The sequence below is a fragment of the Streptomyces collinus Tu 365 genome (genome assembly GCF_000444875.1).
GTDB classification, from domain to species: Bacteria; Actinomycetota; Actinomycetes; order Streptomycetales; family Streptomycetaceae; genus Streptomyces; species Streptomyces collinus_A.
Window position 1 is genome coordinate 5,482,991 of the sequence record NC_021985.1, and the last position, 18,114, is coordinate 5,501,104.

General features: G+C 74.6%; 16 protein-coding genes. 11 read left to right on the forward strand and 5 right to left on the reverse strand.

Going from position 1 to position 18,114, the window contains the following annotated elements; all coding sequences use genetic code 11:
• The first annotated feature begins 39 nt into the window (after positions 1-39).
• Positions 40-804: a 4'-phosphopantetheinyl transferase family protein gene (locus B446_RS23975; RefSeq protein WP_052352181.1), complete on the forward strand. Its 765-nt coding sequence runs from the start codon at positions 40-42 to the stop codon at positions 802-804.
• A 56-nt stretch (positions 805-860) separates the two neighbouring features.
• A complete protein-coding gene (locus tag B446_RS23980) occupies positions 861-1,352 on the forward strand; it encodes a hypothetical protein (RefSeq protein WP_020942018.1) in 492 nt (163 codons plus the stop codon).
• Positions 1,353-1,653: 301 nt separating this feature from the next.
• Here B446_RS23980 and B446_RS23990 read toward each other — a convergent pair whose 3' ends face one another.
• Positions 1,654-3,453: an AfsR/SARP family transcriptional regulator gene (locus B446_RS23990; RefSeq protein WP_043476357.1), complete on the reverse strand. Its 1,800-nt coding sequence runs from the start codon at positions 3,451-3,453 to the stop codon at positions 1,654-1,656.
• A 191-nt stretch (positions 3,454-3,644) separates the two neighbouring features.
• On the opposite strand from B446_RS23990, the gene B446_RS23995 reads away from it, so the two are divergent.
• From B446_RS23995 to B446_RS24025, 7 genes are all read left to right on the forward strand, one after another.
• Entirely contained in the window at positions 3,645-4,217 is a 573-nt protein-coding gene (locus B446_RS23995; protein WP_020942021.1) for a YbaK/EbsC family protein, read from the forward strand.
• Positions 4,218-4,610: 393 nt separating this feature from the next.
• Positions 4,611-5,819 carry a DUF4190 domain-containing protein gene (locus B446_RS24000; RefSeq protein ID WP_020942022.1) on the forward strand — a complete coding sequence of 403 codons (1,209 nt, stop codon included), beginning with the start codon at positions 4,611-4,613 and terminating at the stop codon, positions 5,817-5,819.
• A 147-nt stretch (positions 5,820-5,966) separates the two neighbouring features.
• The gene (locus tag B446_RS24005) at positions 5,967-6,719 is read left to right on the forward strand and encodes a GntR family transcriptional regulator (protein ID WP_020942023.1); all 753 of its coding nucleotides are present in this window, start codon (positions 5,967-5,969) and stop codon (positions 6,717-6,719) included.
• Between the two features lie 389 nt (positions 6,720-7,108).
• Positions 7,109-7,300, forward strand: coding sequence for an SPOR domain-containing protein (locus B446_RS24010; RefSeq protein WP_020942024.1), 192 nt, complete (start codon positions 7,109-7,111; stop codon positions 7,298-7,300).
• A 30-nt stretch (positions 7,301-7,330) separates the two neighbouring features.
• Positions 7,331-7,759: a (deoxy)nucleoside triphosphate pyrophosphohydrolase gene (locus B446_RS24015; protein ID WP_020942025.1), complete on the forward strand. Its 429-nt coding sequence runs from the start codon at positions 7,331-7,333 to the stop codon at positions 7,757-7,759.
• 203 nt (positions 7,760-7,962) lie between these two features.
• Entirely contained in the window at positions 7,963-8,391 is a 429-nt protein-coding gene (locus B446_RS24020) for an ATP-binding protein (RefSeq protein WP_020942026.1), read from the forward strand.
• A 250-nt stretch (positions 8,392-8,641) separates the two neighbouring features.
• Positions 8,642-11,230 carry a SpoIIE family protein phosphatase gene (locus tag B446_RS24025; protein ID WP_020942027.1) on the forward strand — a complete coding sequence of 863 codons (2,589 nt, stop codon included), beginning with the start codon at positions 8,642-8,644 and terminating at the stop codon, positions 11,228-11,230.
• 125 nt (positions 11,231-11,355) lie between these two features.
• Here B446_RS24025 and B446_RS24030 read toward each other — a convergent pair whose 3' ends face one another.
• Positions 11,356-12,981 (reverse strand): hypothetical protein, encoded by a 1,626-nt coding sequence (locus B446_RS24030; protein WP_234967546.1) that lies wholly within the window; start codon positions 12,979-12,981, stop codon positions 11,356-11,358.
• 79 nt (positions 12,982-13,060) lie between these two features.
• Here B446_RS24030 and B446_RS24035 point away from each other — a divergent pair, with 79 nt between their 5' ends.
• Both B446_RS24035 and B446_RS24040 read left to right on the forward strand, forming a co-directional pair.
• Positions 13,061-14,248, forward strand: a complete 1,188-nt coding sequence (locus B446_RS24035) for a hypothetical protein (protein ID WP_020942029.1) — start codon at positions 13,061-13,063, stop codon at positions 14,246-14,248.
• Between the two features lie 37 nt (positions 14,249-14,285).
• On the forward strand, positions 14,286-14,594 hold the full coding sequence (locus tag B446_RS24040) for a hypothetical protein (RefSeq protein WP_020942030.1): 309 nt from the start codon (positions 14,286-14,288) through the stop codon (positions 14,592-14,594).
• On the opposite strand, the gene B446_RS24045 is transcribed toward B446_RS24040, so the two are convergent.
• Genes B446_RS24045 through B446_RS24055 form a run of 3 tightly spaced genes read right to left on the reverse strand, consistent with a single transcriptional unit; the run spans position 14,575 to position 18,112 of the window.
• A complete protein-coding gene (locus tag B446_RS24045) occupies positions 14,575-15,345 on the reverse strand; it encodes a succinate dehydrogenase/fumarate reductase iron-sulfur subunit (RefSeq protein WP_020942031.1) in 771 nt (256 codons plus the stop codon). The two genes, B446_RS24040 and B446_RS24045, sit on opposite strands and share 20 nt — an antisense overlap.
• On the reverse strand, positions 15,342-17,273 hold the full coding sequence (locus B446_RS24050) for a fumarate reductase/succinate dehydrogenase flavoprotein subunit (protein WP_020942032.1): 1,932 nt from the start codon (positions 17,271-17,273) through the stop codon (positions 15,342-15,344). The genes B446_RS24045 and B446_RS24050 overlap by 4 nt, the downstream gene beginning before the upstream one ends.
• A gap of 17 nt (positions 17,274-17,290) precedes the next feature.
• Positions 17,291-18,112, reverse strand: a complete 822-nt coding sequence (locus tag B446_RS24055) for a hypothetical protein (RefSeq protein ID WP_020942033.1) — start codon at positions 18,110-18,112, stop codon at positions 17,291-17,293.
• Positions 18,113-18,114 lie beyond the last annotated feature (2 nt).

Consider the following 18,114-nt stretch of genomic DNA (forward strand, 5'->3'; position numbering starts at 1 on the left):
TCCGTCCGGCGTCTCCAGGAAACGCGAGAGTGGTGGCCGATGCGTCAAAGAGGCGAGGAAACAGTGTTCCCCGAGGTGGACCGGCTCATCGCCCGCGGGGAGGCGCACGTGTGGTGGTGGCGCTCACCCGGCCGGGTCGACCCGGCCGACCTGCGGCTGCTGGCCACCGGGGAGTTCCGGCGTGCGCTCGGCATGCTCTCCGAGCGGGACGCGGCCGAGTTCGTGCACACCCGGGCCGGTGCCCGGCGCGCACTCGGCCGGCTCCTCGGCACCACCGCCGCCGACGTCGACCTGGGCCGCCGGCGCTGCCCGGGCTGCGGCTCGGACGGCCACGGTCCGCCGCAGGTGCTGCGCCCGGCCGTGCCGCTCGCGATCAGCCTGAGCCGGACGGCCGGCTGGGGCGTCTTCGCCGTCGGCGCCGGCACCGCCATAGGTGTCGACGCGGAGGCGCTGCGGCCGGTGCGGGAGGCACTGCTGTCCGACACCGTGCTCACCACCGCCGAACGCGGCCATCTGCGCGCGCTCGGGACCGACACGGAACGGCAACGTGCGTTCCACAAGGTGTGGACGCGCAAGGAGGCCGTGGTCAAGGCCGTCGGGGTGGGCCTGGCCGGCACCGAACTCGGCCGCCTGGAGACCCTTCCGGAGCGGACCGGCCCGGTCCGCGTCACCCACGTCGCCGACGGCCGTGCCACCGCCTGGACCGTGCAGGACCTGCGGCTGTCCGACCGCCTCGCGGTCGCCCTGGCCCGCCCGGCGGGGCCGGCCGCCCGCGGCGCGGTGCACCTGCACCCGCCGGTCTGAGCACCCGCACCCGGCATCCGCGCCGACCCACCGACCAGGAAAGGAAGCGGCCCACCATGACCGCCATGACCACCCGCACCGTCCCCGCTCCCGCGGCGCCGCTGACGGCGCGCGAGCTGACCGCCTACTTCGAGACCCTCGCCGAGGCCGTCGACGGCATCGACCCCGGTCCCTCCGCGCCCGGCGGCTGGGAGGCCCGCGAGCGGCTGCGGATCGGCACCTGGGTCCGTCAGGTCTACGAACACCCGCTGTCGCCCGAGGTGTTCGCCCACCCCGACGACCGGGTCGCCCGCGGTGTGCGCGAGGCCACGGCGGCCGCGCTCGGCCTGCGCCTCGAGGTCTGCGGCAACGGCATCCGCCCCGCCCGGCCCACCACGGACGTCCGCGCGACCGCCGCCGTCGCCGCCGTCTGGGCGGTCGCCGCGCAGGCCGTCGCCCGATCCCCGCGACCCCCGCGCGAACGCGTGGTCTCCGACGCCTGGGCGGTGGCCCAGGAGATCATCGCCCCCGCCCGTCAGGACTACACCCGCGCCCGCGGTTCCTGGTGACACCGGCGCCACCGGCTCCGCCGCAGTCACCGGCACAGACCCTGCCTCAGTCACCGCCGCCGACCTGGCCCCCGGCACCGCCCCCGGCACCGATCCCGCTACCGTCCTCGCCCCCGTCACCGACGGCGTCACCCTCGCCGAACCCGAACCCGAACCCGAACCCGAACCCGACCCCGGACCCGACCCCGGCACCGCCTTCGCGCCCGTGCCCCGCCCGGCCCGTCGCCCGTCCGTCCCGGACGGCCGGCGGGCCGGCTCCGTCCGGGGCGGGGGGCAAGGGGTACGGGCGGGCACGGCCGGCTCACCGGCCCGCGCCGACGGACGGCAGGTCCGAGGAGTCGAGCGTGGCCGCCAGCAGGCGCACCAGCTCGTGGCACCGGTACAGCGGACGCCCCAGGTCGTCCAGTCCCGACAGGTCGAGCAGCGCGGTGTCGACCAGCGCCTCCAGGGCGTTCTCCGCCGCGTCCTCGGTCAGGCCCAGCCGCTCTCCCGCCCGCCTGGCGCAGAACGGCTCGTCGCCCAGGTACGGGTCCGCGAGCCCGGCCAGCACGTCGTGCACGGCGGGCGGCAGCGGCTCGACCGAGGAACGCAGCACCCGGCTCAGGTCCAGGTCGCCGAAGGAGAGTTCGGCGAGGCGCGCGGCCGGGTCGGCCAGCCGGGCCGCCAGCCGGGCCGCCGTCCAGTGCGGGCGGGCGGCCAGCCGGGCACCGGCGATGGACAGCGCGAGCGGCAGGCCCCCGCAGTACGCCACCAGGTCGTCGGCCGCGTCCGGGTCGTCGACCAGGCGCTGCCGGCCCGCCCGGGCGGCGAGCAGCTCCAGCGCCGCACCGTCGTCCAGCAGCGGCAGCGCCAGCGTGTCCCCGCCGGGCACCCGCGCCAGCCGGCTCCGGCTGGTGATCAGCACGGCCGAGTCGCCGGCCGGCAACAGCGGGGTGAGCTGCCGGTCGCCGCTGACGTTGTCGAGCACCAGCAGCAGCCGCCGTTCGGCCGTACGGGCCCGGTACAGCCGTACCAGCTCGTCGAGGTCGCCGGCGGGCAGCGCGTGGTCGCTCTCGCCGAGGGCCCGCAGCAACTGGGCGAGCACCGCGCGCGGGGCCCGTGGAGCGCCGTCCAGGCCGCACAGCTCGGCGAAGAGCAGCCCGTCGGGGAAGAGCCCGCCGCTCTCGGCCGCGGCCCGTACCGCCAGCGCCGTCTTGCCGAGACCGGCCATGCCGGTCACCAGGATCCGCCGCGGCGCGCCGCCGCCGTGGCCGAGACGCCCCCGCAGCGCCTCGAGCTCGCGCTCCCGGCCGACCAGTTCGCCGTCCGTGGCGGGCAGCATCGACGGCACCGGCCGTACCCCGGGCTGCGCGCCGCGCCGCGGCCCGAGCCCCAGCTCGCCGCCCAGCACGGCCTGGTACGTCGAGCCCAGCGCCTCGCCGGGGTCGATGCCGAGCTGGTCGGCCAGCACCTTGCGGCCCTCGTAGTAGGTGTGCAGCGCGTCGGCCTGCCGCCCGCAGCGGTACAGCGCCGTCATCAGCTGGGCGCGCAGCCGCTCGCGCACCGGGAACTCGGCGACCAGCGCCGTCAGTTCGGCCATGACCTGCTCGTGCCGGCCGAGCTCCAGGTCGGCCTCGATACGGGACTCCAGGGCCAGCATCCGCTCCTCGTCGAGCGGTGCCGGCTCGGCGTCCAGCATGTGCTCGGTGACGTTCGCCAGCGCGGCCCCCCGCCACTGCCCGAGCGCCTCGCGCAGCAGGTCGGCGGCCTCCTCGAAGCGGCGCTCGGCGAGCGCACGCCGTCCGTCGCGCTCCAGCCTGCGGAACTCCACCAGGTCGGTGACGGAACCGGGCGCGCGCAGCACGTACCCCGGCGGCCGCCGGACGATCTCGACCTCCGCGCCGAGCTGCTTGCGCAGCCGCGACATGTAGGTGTAGATCTGCGCGCTCGCCGTCGCCGGCGGCTCCCACCCCCACAGCAGCGCGCTCAGCCTGCTGTCCGACACCACCCGCTCCTGGGCGAGCAGCATGGTCGCCAGCACCGTGTGCATCTTCGAACCGGAGAGGGCGACCCGCTCACCCCCTCGCCACGCCTCCACTGGCCCAAGGACCCGGAACTCCATGGGACACCACCCCCTTCTGGTGCGGCCAGCCATCTCTACGGTTTCCGAAGGTAGAGAGGCGCGTTATTGGCGGGTTATCGCCCACGGGACGGTGTCGTGCGGCGCGGGGGCGTACGGGGGGCGCAGCGGAGAAATATAGGCAGCCCGGTCACGGTGTGAGCGCCGCCCGCCCTTCACAGAGAGGCCTCACCGTGTCGCGCGACCTCGACCTGCAACCGGACACCTCCCAACGCCTGTTGTCGCTGCTGGACGACGCCCGAGCCCCGTACCGTCTGATCCGGCACGCGCCCGAGGGCCGTACCGACCTCGCATCCGGACTGCGCGGCCACCCCCTCGACCAGGCGGCCAAGTGCCTGGTGGTGCGGGTGGGTACCGGCCGCCGCAGCCGCCGTTACGTCCTGGCCGTCGTACCCGGTGACCGCCGCCTGGACATGTCCCGGGTGCGGGAGCTGTACGGCGGCACGGACGCCGCCTTCGCCGCGCGCGAGGTGGCCGAAAGCCTGTCGGGCTGCGTGAGCGGCTGCGTCGTGCCGTTCACGTTCCGCCCGGACCTCGACCTGGTCGTGGACCCCGCTCTGCTGGTCCATGACCGCATCTACTTCAACGCGGCCCGCCTCGACCTGTCGGTCGCCCTGCCCGTGTCCGCCTACCTGTCCCTGGCCCGCCCGCGCACGGCCCCCCTGACCGTGCCGCCCACCGGAACCCGTCCCCTGGCAGGCGCCCTCGGCACGGCCGGCGCGGCAGCGGGGAGCGGGCGGGCCTGACACTCCGCCCTACGACCGGTGTCCCGTCGCGGTGACGCGGGACACCGGCGCCACCCCCTGCCGGCCCGCCGTTCCTGCCGCCACCCGCCACCCGCCACCCGCCACCCGCCACCCGCCACCCGGCGTCCGGTGAGCCGCTTACCGCCCTCGGGAACCGCGCCCCCACCGCCCCTCACCGTCAGCCCGGCAGCGAGCCCGCGCCGGCCCGCGGGGCGGTGCTCCGCGCCGGGTCCGCTGCCCCGCTCCCGCTCAGGCCCAGCGCCCGCCCTCGTTCCGTTCCCATTCCGTCCCCGTACGTGCCCCGCTTACCATGCGCGCAGTCGTACGTCAGTCCGGTCGGCGGTGGCCGCCGGTTCCGTGCTGGCGCCGCCCCACCCAGGAGCACGTTCACCGGTGTCCATACCCCCGCCTCCAGGCCCCGAGCACCAGCCGCCCCCGCCGTACCCGCAGGGCGCGTACGGCCCGCAGGCGCCCTACGGGCAGCCGTACCGGCCGTGGACGCAGGGGTACAGCCCGTACAACCGGCCGGCCCCGGTCAACGGCCTCGCCATCGCCTCCCTGGTGTTCGGCGTGCTGTGCTGCGTGCCGGGCGTGGGGCTGGTGCTCGGGCCGCTCGCGCTGCGGCAGATCCGGCGGCGGGGCGAGCGCGGCACGGGGCTCGCGGTCGGCGGGACGGTGCTGTCCGCGATCGGGCTCGTGCTGTGCGGGCTGCTGCTCGCCACGGGCGGCGCCTCCGCCTTCTGGCAGGGTGTCAAGGAGGGCGCCCGCGGCGGCGCGAGCGTCACCCTGGAGAAGGGCGAGTGCTTCGACGCGCCCGGCGGGCGGCTGGCCGGGGAGACGCGTGACGTGGACGTGGTGCCGTGCTCGGGCGGGCACGACGGCGAGGTGTTCGCCTCGTTCCGGCTGCGGGCCGGGGACTACCCGGGCGACGAGTCGGTCGGCGACACCGCCGGCGCACGCTGCTACGGCCTGCGGGACGGCTACGCGATGGACGGCTGGGCGCTGCCCGACGACGTCGACGTGTACTACCTGACGCCCACCGAGGAGAGCTGGTCGGCCGGGGACCGGGAGGTCACCTGCCTGTTCGGCAACGTCACCGAGGGCGCCGACCTCACCGGCTCGCTGCGCAACGACGAGACCGTCCTCGACGCCGACCAGGTCGCCTATCTGAAGGCCGTCCACCTCCCCGACACGGCCCTGGCCACGGCCCCGGACGCCGTGCACGTCGAGGACGACCTGCCGGGCCACAGGGCGTGGGCGGGCCGGATGTCGGCCGCGCTCGACCGGCAGGCCCGGCTGCTGCGCAGCCGTACCTGGCCGGACGGCGCCCGCGGTCCGGTCCGGTCCCTCGCGGCCGCCACGGACCGGGCGCGCGCCGAGTGGACGAAGGCCGCGCGGGCGAAGGACGCGGACGCCTTCCACGAGCACTACGACGCCGGCCTCGGACTGCTCGATCCGAAGGCGGCCGTCCCCGCGCGCACGGCCCTGGGCCTGGCGGCCACCCCGCCCTCGGCGGAACGCGGCGAGGGCGGCGCCGCCCCGGAGGCCCCCGACGGCCCGGGCGGCACGGACGCCCCGGGCGTCGCGGCCACGGAGGTGTGATCGCCGCCATAGCGGGGAGAAAGTGCCTGGGTAAAGCCCTCCCCGGCACGATGTCATCACATCGAGTGATTCTCTGGCCTTTGCTTGCACGGATCAACCCACGGTTGCCACGCTGTTGCTGTCTGTACAACCTGATGGGAGCGGCCAGTGACTTTCGGTGAGCAGCCGGCGTATCTGCGTGTCGCGGGTGATCTCCGCAAGAAGATCGTCGACGGTTCGCTTCCGCCCCACACCCGGCTCCCCTCACAGGCCCGCATCCGCGAGGAGTACGGCGTCTCGGACACCGTCGCGCTGGAGGCCCGCAAGGTGCTCATGGCCGAGGGGCTGGTCGAGGGCCGCTCCGGCTCGGGGACCTATGTGCGCGAGCGGCCGGTGCCCCGGCGCGTGGCCCGCTCCGGTTTCCGCCCCTCCGGCGGTGCCACGCCGTTCCGGCAGGAGCAGGCGGACGCCTCGGTGCGCGGCAGCTGGGAGTCGAGCAGCGAGCAGGCCGAGGCCGGCGCCGCCATCGCCGACCGGCTCGCCATCGAGCCGGGCCAGCGGGTCATGCGCACCAAGTACCTCTTCCGGGAGGCGGGGGAGCCGATGATGCTCTCCACCTCCTGGGAACCCCTCACCGTCACCGGCCGCACCCCCGTGATGCTGCCCGAGGAAGGCCCGCTCGGGGGCATGGGCGTCGTCGAGCGCATGCGCGCCATCGACGTCATCGTGGACAACGTCACCGAGGAGGTCGGCGCCCGCCCCGGCTTGGCCGAGGAGCTGAACGTCCTGGGCGGTGTCCCCGGGCACGTGGTGATCGTCGTCCAGCGCACCTACTACGCCTCCGGCCGCCCCGTGGAGACCGCCGACGTCGTGATCCCGGCCGACCGCTACCGGGTGGCGTACCACCTGCCCGTGAAGTAGCGCACACCCCGGCACGCCCTGGGGCGCGCGTGCCCGTAGTGCGACCGGGCCGCGCCCGCCGGACGCCCGCTGCAATCCGGCCGTTCTCCCAGGTGGCCCGGGCTCTGCCCGCAACGTGTCCGGCGCACGACACCGGCGGGGCGGACGGCGCGTTCGGCATCGTGCGCCCCCTGGGTTCTGGCTGGTTGCGTACCTCTTTGTGAAAAGGCGTGTTCGCTGAGTGAAGGTAGGGCGTACGCTCGGGCATATGCGGACTGCGGTTTCCTTGGGCGGGGCACGGCGGGTGCCCGGGACGGAGCGCTCGTCCCCTCGCGGTGGGTTCTCGACCCGCGCGAGTGCCGCCGAGTGTGGGGGAGGGCGGGGCGGTGCGAGAAGGAACGGTGGGGGCGATGAGTGAGGGCACGGTCTCCCTGCCCTGGATCGTGATACGGCAGGACGACAACGGCAATCGCTACCGCGTGGGACGGTACGCGACCCGGGCCGAGGCCCAGAAGATCGCCGACAGCCTCGACGACCGTGGCCACAAGCAGCTCTACTGGGTCGAGCGCATCGGCCAGAACGGGGACGGCGCCCACAACTGACCACCGGCGCCCTCACGTAGGCTCCGCCCCATGACCGAACGGATCCTGGTGGTGGGTGCCGCCCTGCTCGACGACGGCCGGCTGCTGGCCGCCCGCCGCAGCGCGCCCGCCGAGCTGGCCGGGCGCTGGGAACTTCCCGGCGGCAAGGTCGAGACCGGCGAGCGGCCCGAGGACGCCCTGGTGCGCGAACTGCGCGAGGAACTCGGCGTGGACGCCGAACCGGTCGCGCGGGTCCCGGGGGAGTGGCCCCTGAGACCGCCCTACGTCCTGCGGGTGTGGACCGCCCGGCTGCGCCCCGGCTCCGCCGCCCCCCGCCCCCTCCAGGACCACGACCGGCTGCGCTGGCTGACCCCCGCCGAGCTCTGGGACGTGCCGTGGCTGGACCAGGACGTGGACGCGGTGCGCGAGGCCGGCGCACTGGCCGGCTTCCCGGCGGCATCCGGCGACGGCAGGCTCTAGCTGCCGACTGCCGACTGCCGACTGCCGACTGCCGACTGCCGATGGCTGACGGCCGACCACCGGTGGCCGGCCCCGACGGCCCGGGTGCGCGCCGGTCACCCGGGGCGCTTGGTACGCCGTTCGTGCCACAGTGCGCCCGCACACGCGGTAAGGCCCGCCGGATACCGGGTATGTCCCCATTAACCCCACGAAACCGGACATGGGTGGGCTTGCTGGCCTGGGAAGTGATCGGCGTGATCGACACCGAAGGCGACTGCGCCGAGTGGACCTTTCCCGCGGAACCGGGCGCCGTGCGCACCGCCCGTGCCGCGGTCCGCGGCCAGTTGCAGGGCTGGCACCTGGACTGCCTCGCCGACCTCGCCGCCCTGCTGGTCAGCGAGTTGGTGACGAACTCCCTGCGGCACGCCACGGGGCCCATCGGCGTACGGCTGGTCCGCGAGGCCGGGCGCGAGGGCGCCCTGCTGGTCGAGGTCTCCGACCCGCTCCCCGACCCGCCGCGCGAGCGCGTCGCCCAGGCCGAGGACGAGAACGGGCGCGGCCTGCAACTGGTCGCGGGCTCCTCGCTGCGCTGGGGCACCCGGCCCGGCGGCACCGGAAAGACCGTCTGGTTCGAACTGGCGCTGCCCGGGTGAACCCGGTGTACAGCCCACCGCGCGCCGTCCACCCCGCGGCCCGGCCGCGGGACCGGGACGAGAGCGCGTGGTTCGAGGGCGTGTTCCCTGGTTAGAAGACTGGAAGTGTTGTCGCGGTCCGGTCCGGAAAACGCCTGGACCGACCTGTGATCGTGAACACCGTGTCGCGCGGCACCGTAGTGCTGGATACTGCGGGCAGCCGCCCCCGGTGACCGGTGCCGGACGCGGTGAGCTGGAGGGGACGGTTCGCGTGAGCGAGATACCAGCGAAGGCCACGGAGTCCGAGGACCCGTCGGGCGGCGCGAGGAGCCAGGCCGCGGAAGCGGGCCTGGCACCCGGCGACGCCATGTGGCAGAGCAGTCCGCCCGGCTCGATCTACGACTACATCCGGGTCGCCTCCTTCTCCATCAACCCCGGCGGCCTGGTCGACCAGTGGAGCCTGCGCGCCGAGCAGCTCTTCGGCATCCCCGCCGAACGCGCCGTCGGGATGGACCCGATCGAGGCCTTCGTCGACTCCGACCTGCGCGAGCGCGGCCAGCGCAAGATGGCCGAGATCCTCGACGGGCGGGAGTGGACCGGGGTCGTCCCCTTCCGGATGCCGGACGAGCCGGACGGCAGCCGCGGCGAGGAGGGGCTCGCCGAGGTCTACGTCATGCCGACCCGGACCGCCGAGGGCGAGAAGGCCGCCGTCTGCATCGTCGTGGACGTCCGCACCCTGCGCAGCATCGAGACCGACCTCGCCGCCTCACAGGCGATATTCGGCCAATCCCCGTTCGGCTTCCTGCTGATCGACGCCGACCTTCGGGTGCGCCGCGCCAACATGCGTTTCGCCTCCATCTTCGGCGGATCGCCGGACGACCACCGGGGCAAGGGGGTTCACGACTACCTGGCCCGCGGCGAGGCGGATCGGGTTTCGGCCACCCTGCGCCGGGTGCTGGAGAGCGGCGACTCCATCACCGACATGCACGTCACGGGTTACGTCCCGGGCTCCGACGAACGCCGCCACTGGTCCGTCAACCTCTACCGCGTGCACAGCGGCACCGGGCGGCCCATCGGCATCGCCTGGCTCGGCACCGACATCACCGCCCGCCGCGCCGCCGCCCGCGAGGCCGCGGCCGCCCGGCGCAACCTCGCCCTGCTCAACGAGGCCGGCGCCCGCATAGGGAACTCGCTCGACCTGGAGACCACGGCACGCGAACTCCTCGACGTGGTGGTCCCCGGCTTCTGCGACCTCGCCACCGTCGACCTCTACCAGGGCCTGCTCGCCGGCGACGAGGCCCCGCCCGGGCTCGCCGACGGCAGCGCCGAACTGCGCCGGGTCGCCTTCGCGAGCGCCGTCTCCGACGCCCCCTTCACCGGCACCGGGGACGGCGCCGAGGTCGGCGCGGTCCACCACTTCCCGTTCAACTCGCCGTACGCGGACGCGCTGCGCACCGCCCGGCCGCAGCACGTGCCCGCCGAGGACGGCGGCCTCGTGCAGTCCACGCTGGCCGTGCCGATGGTCGCCCACGACACCGTCGTGGGACTCGCGCGGTTCTCCCGCACCAAGGGCAGCGAGCCGTTCGGCGACCGCGACCGCGACCTCGCGGTCGAACTCGCCGCGCGCGCCGCCGTCTGCATCGACAACGCCCGCCTCTACCGCCGCGAGCACGAACGCGCGCTGATACTGCAGCGGTCCCTGCTCCCGCCCGGCGACCCCGAGGCGTCCGGCCTCGACATCGCCTGCCGCTACCTGCCCGGCAACGCGGCCACCGAGGTCGGCGGCGACTGGTTCGACGTCATCGAACTCCCCGGCCACCGCACCGCTCTGGTGGTGGGCGACGTCATGGGCCGGGGACTGCGCGCCGCCGTCGCCATGGGCGAACTGCGCACCGCCGTACGCACGCTGGCCCTGCTCGACCTCGAACCCGCCGAGGTGCTCTCCGCGCTGGACGAGATCGCCCGCGGCCTCGGCACACCCGGCGGGGTCCAGCAGGCCACCCGCGCGGCCCGCCAGCCCCGCGACGCCGACCTCTCCGAGGTCTACCTGGCGACCTGCGTGTACGCCGTCTACGACTCCGTCACCCGGCGATGTACGTTCGCCAACGCCGGCCACCTGCCCCCGGTCCTGGTGGAACCCGGTGAGGCGGCCCTCATGCTCGACGTCCCGCCGGGGATGCCGCTGGGCGTGGGCGGCGAGCCCTTCGAGGAGGTCGAGGTCGAACTCCCGGAGGGCGCCCTGCTCGCCCTCTACACCGACGGCCTGGTCGAGTCCCGCGACCACCCGCTGGACGAGGGCCTCCAGGCGTTCGTGGGGGCGCTCACCGACCCCTCCCGCCCCCTGGAGGACGTCTGCGACCACGTCCTCAGCACCCTCGACACCCACCACGGCGAGGACGACATCGCCCTGCTGATGGCCCGGGTCCAGGGCCTGCCCGCCGAGTCCGTCGGCGACTGGACGCTGCCGCGCGAGCCGCGCAGCGTGGGCCGGGCGCGCGAGTACGCCCGCGCCCAGCTCGTCGCCTGGGACCTGGAACCCCTCGTCGACACCACGGAGTTGCTGGTCAGCGAGTTGGTGACCAACGCGCTGCGGTACGGGGAGGGGGAGATACGGCTGCGGCTGCTGCTGGACCGCACCCTGGTCTGCGAGGTCTGGGACTCCGGCCTGGTGCAGCCCCGCCGGCGGCGCGCCCGGGACACGGACGAGGGCGGCCGGGGCCTGCAACTGGTCGGCCTGCTCAGCGCGGCCTGGGGCTCGCGCCGCACCCCGCGCGGCAAGACCGTCTGGTTCGAACTCCCGCTGCCCGGCGGCGAGCACGGCCTCACGGACCCGGCGGAGGCACTGCTCAGCCTCTTCTGATCAGTCCGTCCCGCCCGCGTGCCCCCGGGCGGCGCCCCCGCGGGCCCGGTCGGCCCGGCCGGTTGCGGAAGATGGCGGCGAACTCGGCCTCACCCATCGCGGAGGCACTGCTCAGCCCCTTCTGATCAGTCCGTCCCGGCCCGCGGGCCCCCGGGCGCCGGTTCCGTCGGCCCGGCCGGTTCAGGAAGACGGCGGCGGCCCCGTGTCCCCGGGCCGCCGAAGCTCACCGGCGGGCCCGCCTCGGCCTCCTCGGTCAGCAGGATCCCGCCGAGGACGGCCCCCGGCAGCCCGACCGCCTGCCCGGCCGCCTCGGCCCAGGGGCTGCCGTGCGCCCGCACGTCCCGCTCGGCCAGGTCACGCGCCTGCCCGGCGAGGCGGTCGGCCTCGTCGGCGCGGCCCCCGCCCTCCGGCTCCAGCACCCGTACCGCCTCCGCCAGCACGGCCCGCGCCTCGGCACCCACCGCGCCGCGGTGCACGGCGACGAAGTCCTCCGCCACGCCCACCTGACCGCGCGCCACCAGCAGCGCGGCCGCCGTCACCGCCCCGGACCGCCCCACCTCCAGCCGCTCCACGGCCCGTGCGACGCGGCGCAGGGCGTCCAGCGGGTCGTACGGCCCGCGGGTCAGCTCCGCGCGCACGGCGGCCAGCACCCCGTCGGCGTGCGCGAGGCGGCCGTGCAGTTCACCGGTGGCCAGGGAGGTGCGCCCGCCGTTCTTCCGCGCCTCGGCGATCTCCGCCTCCCCGCCGGTCAGCGCGGCCGGCACCAGCGCGGCCGCCTCCGCCAGCTCCGCCGCGAGCCGCTCCACCCCGCCCACCAGGACACCGGCCTGGAACACCCCGCCCTCGGCCGCGCGCAGCTGCCGGACCGCACGCGCCGGATCACCCGCATCGGCCGCCTGGCGGGCCTCGTTGAGCCGCGAGGTGGCGAACAACAGGCGGTCCTTGGCCTGTTCGACGTGACCGGCGACGGCGGCACCGGCCGAGAGCGCGTACCACTCACGCAGCCCCGCCGCGGTGTGCTGGGCCGCCGCCGTGCGCGCGGTCAGCTCCCGGAAGCGGCGCTCGGCGACCTCCAGCGCCTCACCCGTGTCCTGCTCCAGCCCCCGCAGCCGGTCCAGCTCCGCCGCCTCGGCGTCCAGCCGTCGGCCCGCCTCCGCACACCGCCCGATCACCCCCACCAGCGCCTGCCGCCCGGCCCCCGCGTCCCCCGGTACGCCCGCCTCGTACCGCCGCCATATCGCGAACGCGGCAGACAGTTCGGTGCGCGCGGCCAGCAGAGCCCGGTTGAACGGCTCGGTCCGCTTCTCCCCGAACAGCTCCCGGACGAAGGAGAGCTCCTCCTCGCTGCCGCGTACGCAGTCGTCGGCCAGCACCAGCGCGGCCCTGGCCTGCCGCTCGGCCTCCAGCGGGGTGGCCGCGGGCGGCGCCGCCGGCACCACGCCGGGCGTCGTCCGGGTCCGGGCCCGCCGGGTGCGCCGCACATATCCGTACCCGGCCAGCACCCCGGCCGCGCCGACGGCGACGAGGGGCAGCACGAGGTCCGGGGTGGACGTCCCGTCCTGGTGCGGCGCGGCGGCGCTCGCCACGGGCCCGGCCGGGGAGGCGGGAACCGGGGCGTCGCCACCGGCCGTCGTCACCGGCAACAGCAGCCACCCGGCCCCCGCGAACGCGCCCACGACGGCATGCGCCACCCGCACCCGTATGTGCGCCGTGGCACACCGGGGCCGGCCCCGGAACAGGGAGGACGTCACATTTCGGAGCGTATGGGCAGGTAGTCGCCCACGCGAGTGGGCGGACACAACTGGGCGAACAAAGCCGCAAGGGGGCGGGATGCGGACGGAACGGAACGGCACGGACGACGGCACGGGCGTGACGGACGGGGTGGACGGGGTGGACGGGGTGGACGGGGCGGAGGAACCGGCGGAAGCGGCGGCCCCGCCGCACAGCGCCCCCGCGACGCCGGGCGACGCCACCCCGGCAGGCGACGCCACCCCGGAGCCGCCCCGCCGCTCCCGGTGGCGGCGCCGGCGCACCTGGGTCGCGGTGGGGCTGTCCCTGCTGCTGTTCCTCCCGCCGGCCGTCGCGGAGGCGGCCCTGCGGGTCAACTACGCGGGCGATCCCGCCCCGGGCACCCGCACCCGGCACCGGGACGCCCTCTGGCTGGGGCACGCCTGGGTCGACGGACGCAGGACCGACGCGGACGTGACCCGCCTCGCGGACCGCCTCAAGGACACCGGCATCCGCGACCTGTACGTGCACGCCGGCCCGCTGGAGCACGACGGCACCCTCCCGCCGACGGCACACCCGCGGGCGCGCCGGCTGGTCTCGGCCCTGCACCGGGCGGCGCCCGGGATCCGCGTCCAGGCCTGGCTCGGCGACAAGCTGGCCACCGAGAGCCCGGACGGACTGCGCCTGGAGCGCGCCGCGACCCGCGCGGCCGTCCTCGCCTCCACCCGGCAGATCCTCGCCGCCGGCTTCGACGGCGCCCACTTCGACCTGGAGCCCCTGCACTCCGGCGACCGCGACTACCTCGCGCTCCTCGACGACCTGCGCGCCCTCACCCACGCCCACCACGCCGTGCTCTCCGTCGCCGCCCACCAGATCGACCCGCTGCCCGCGTTCCACTCCTTCTGGGGCACGACCACCGGCCACCCCAAGTGGTGGTCGCAGTCCTACTTCGGACAGGTGGCCCGCCGCGTGGACCAGATCGCCGTGATGTCGTACGACACCATGCAGCCGCTGCGGAGCCTGTACGGCGGCTACGTGGCCCAGCAGACCAGCCTCGCCCTGGAGGTCACCCCGGCCACCACCGACCTGCTGATGGGCCTGCCCTTCTACCACGAGAACCGCTTCGGCCACTGGGCGCACGCGGAGACCGTGCCGGCCGCCGTGCGCGGCGTCCGCCTGGGCCTGTCCCGCACCGACGCCGACCGCTCCCGCTTCGGCGTCGCCCTGTACGTGGACTTCGCGGCGACGGAGGCGGACTGGCGGGCGTACCGGGACGGCTGGGTGAAATGACTTCCCGCGCACCCCGTCCGGTGGGACGATGATCGTCATGCACCTGTTGCTCGTGGTGGGCGCCTGGCTGGCCGTCGCCCTGTTCGTGGCCGCCGGCGCCGCGTCGGTCGTGACGGGCTGGGTGCCGTGGCCCGCCCGCCGCCGGGTGGTCCGGCCGCGGCTGTGGGGCTACGGCACCCTGCTCACGTCGCTCGGTCTGAGCCTGCTCCTGCTGCTGGGCCCGCTGGAGGACGCCGGGGCCGGCATCGTCGCCTTCGGCGGGTACTGCGTGCTGTTCCTGGCCGGCTTCGTCGTGCAGGCCCTCGCCCAGCGCCCCGGCCGGGACACTACGAAGACCGCCTCCTGATCTTCGAGCCCAGCCACACCAGCGGGTCGTACTTGCGGTCGACGGCCCGCTCCTTCAGCGGGATCAGCGCGTTGTCGGTGATCCTGATGCCCTCGGGACACACCTCCGTGCAGCACTTGGTGATGTTGCAGTAGCCGAGGCCGTGCTCCTCCTGGGCGGTGCGCTTGCGGTCCAGACCCGTCTCGGCGGCCGCGTCCAGCGGGTGCATGTCCAGCTCCGCCACCCGCATCAGGAACCGCGGACCGGCGAACGCCGGCTTGTTCTCCTCGTGGTCGCGCACGACGTGGCAGGTGTCCTGGCACAGGAAGCACTCGATGCACTTGCGGAACTCCTGCGAGCGGTCCACGTCCTCCTGCATCATCCGGTACTCGCCGGGACCGACCCCGGCCGGCGGCACGAACGCCGGGACCTCCCTGGCCTTCTGGTAGTTGAAGCCGACGTCGGTCACCAGGTCCCGGATCACCGGGAAGGCGCGCAGCGGGGTGACGGTGACGGTCTCGCCGGGGTCGAAGACCGACATGCGGGTCATGCACATCAGCCGCGGCCGCCCGTTGATCTCCGCCGAGCACGAACCGCACTTGCCCGCCTTGCAGTTCCAGCGCACGGCGAGGTCGGGTGCCTGGGTGGCCTGGAGCCGGTGGACGATGTCCAGCACCACCTCGCCGTCGTTGACCTCGACCGTGAAGTCCTCGAGGCCACCACCCTGCACATCGCCCCGCCACACCTTGAAGCGGGCCTCGTAGCTGCTCACTCGTACAGCTCCTCTTCGGCGAGGTACTTGACCAGCTCCTCCTTCTCGAAGAGGGCGAGCAGGTCCGGGCGGATGGGTTCGGTGGTCTCGCGGGTGAGCCGGATCTGGCCGCGCCCGGGGTCGGCCGCCGCGAGGTGGCCGGTGGGGTCGGCGAGCGTGCACAGCAGGTTCACGTTGCGCCAGGCGCGGTCCATCGCCGGACAGTCCTCGCGGGTGTGCCCGCCGCGCGACTCGGTGCGCTCCAGCGCGGCCCGCGCCACGCACTCGCTGACCAGCAGCATGTTCCGGAGATCCAGGGCGAGGTGCCAGCCGGGGTTGAACTGGCGGTGCCCCTCCACCCCGGCCCGGCGGGCCCGGGCCCGCAGCCCGGCCAGCCGCTGCAGGGCCTGCTCCATCTCGCCCTCGCGGCGGATGATGCCGACCAGGTCGTTCATGGTCTGCTGGAGTTCCTGGTGCAGGGTGTACGGGTTCTCCGGCGGTCCGGCCTCGCCCTCCGTCTCGGCGGAGAAGGGCCGCAGCGCCTCCGCCGACGCCGTGTTGACCTGGGCGTCGTCGACCCGGGGGCGCCCTCCGGCCGCCCGCTGCGCGTAGTCGGCGGCGTGCCGGCCGGCCCGCCGCCCGAACACGAGCAGGTCGGACAGCGAGTTGCCGCCGAGCCGGTTGGAGCCGTGCATGCCCCCGGCGACCTCACCGGCCGCGTACAGCCCCGGCACCCCGCGCGCGGCCGCGGTGTCGGAGTCGACCGCGACCCCGCCCATCACGTAGTGGCAGGTGGGCCCGACCTCCATGGCCTCCGCCGTGATGTCGACATCGGCCAGTTCCTTGAACTGGTGGTACATGGAGGGCAGCCGGCGCCGGATCACCTCCGCCGGCATCCGGGTCGACACGTCCAGGAAGACCCCGCCGTGCGGGGAGCCGCGGCCCGCCTTCACCTCGGCGTTGATCGCCCGGGCCACCTCGTCGCGCGGGAGCAGCTCGGGGGGCCGCCGGTTGCTGTCGGGGGCGTCGTACCAGCGGTCGGCCTCGTCCTCGGACTCGGCGTACTTCTCCTTGAAGACGTCCGGGACGTAGTCGAACATGAACCGCTTGCCCTCGGAGTTCCTGAGCACCCCGCCGTCGCCGCGGACCGACTCGGTGACGAGGATGCCCTTGACCGACGGCGGCCAGACCATGCCCGTCGGGTGGAACTGCACGAACTCCATGTTGAGCAGGGGAGCGCCGGCCAGCAGGGCCAGCGCGTGACCGTCGCCGGTGTACTCCCAGGAGTTGGAGGTGACCTTGAAGGACTTGCCGATCCCGCCGGTCGCCACGACCACCGCCGGGGCCTCCAGCACGAAGAAGCGGCCGGTCTCACGGTCGTAGGCGAAGACGCCCGAGACGCGCTCGCCGTCCTTCAGGACGCGGGTGACCGTGCACTCCTGGAAGACCTTCAGCCGGGACTCGTAGTCCCCCGTCTCCTTCTCGTCCTCCTGCTGGAGCGCGACGATCCGCTGCTGGAGGGTGCGGATCAGCTCCAGGCCGGTGCGGTCGCCGACGTGCGCCAGGCGCGGGTACTCGTGGCCGCCGAAGTTGCGCTGGGAGATCCGGCCGTCCTTGGTCCGGTCGAACAGCGCGCCCCAGGTCTCCAGTTCCCACACCCGGTCCGGCGCCTCCCGGGCGTGCAGTTCGGCCATCCGCCACTGGTTGAGGAACTTGCCGCCGCGCAGGGTGTCGCGGAAGTGGACCTGCCAGCTGTCGTGCTCGTTGGCGTTGGCCATGGCGGCCGCGATGCCGCCCTCCGCCATCACCGTGTGCGCCTTGCCGAACAGCGACTTGCAGATCACGGCCGTACGGGCGCCGCGCTCGCGCGCCTCGATCGCGGCCCGCAGCCCCGCGCCGCCCGCGCCGACCACGACGACGTCCCACTCCTGCCGGTCCACCACGGACATCAGAAAGCCCCACTCATCTAGAAGAACCGCGGATCGTCGAAGACGCCGGACGCGACCAGGTACACGTAGAAGTCGGCGAGCGCCACGCTGAGCAGGGACGCCCAGGCGAGCTGCATGTGCCGGGCGTTCAGCCGCCCGACGAACTGCCACGCCCGGTAGCGCACGGGATGCCGGGAGAAGTGCTTGAGCTTGCCGCCGACGATGTGTCTGCAGGAGTGGCAGGAGACGGTGTAGGCCCAGATCAGCACGATGTTGACCAGGAACACGAGGGTGCCGAGGCCCATGTGACCCCAGCGGTAGTGCGTGTCGCGGAAGGACAGCACCGTGTCGTAGGTCAGCACGCCGGCCACCAGCAGGGCGGCGTAGAAGAAGTACCGGTGGACGTTCTGCAGGATGAGCGGGAACCGGGTCTCGCCGGTGTACCGGCGGTGCGGTTCGGCCACCGCGCAGGCGGGCGGCGAGGCCCAGAAGCTGCGGTAGTACGCCTTGCGGTAGTAGTAGCAGGTCAGCCGGAAGCCGAGCGGGAAGATCAGGATGATGATCGCGGGGGAGATGCCCCACCAGCTGCCGAACAGGTCGGCGTTGGGACCCGCGTGCATGGTCCGGCAGTTCTCCGCCAGGCACGGCGAGTAGAACGGGGAGACGTACGGCGCCGCGTAGTAGTGCGCGTTCGCGAACGCCCGCCAGGTCGAGTAGACGACGAAGGCGAACAGACCGGCCGCGGTGACGGCGGGGGCCAGCCACCAGCGGTCGGTCCGCAGATGCGGTGCGTCGATCGCGGCGCGCGTACCGGCGCGTACGCCGCCGCTGTTCGGTTGGGGTTCCGTACCAGTGGCCAAGA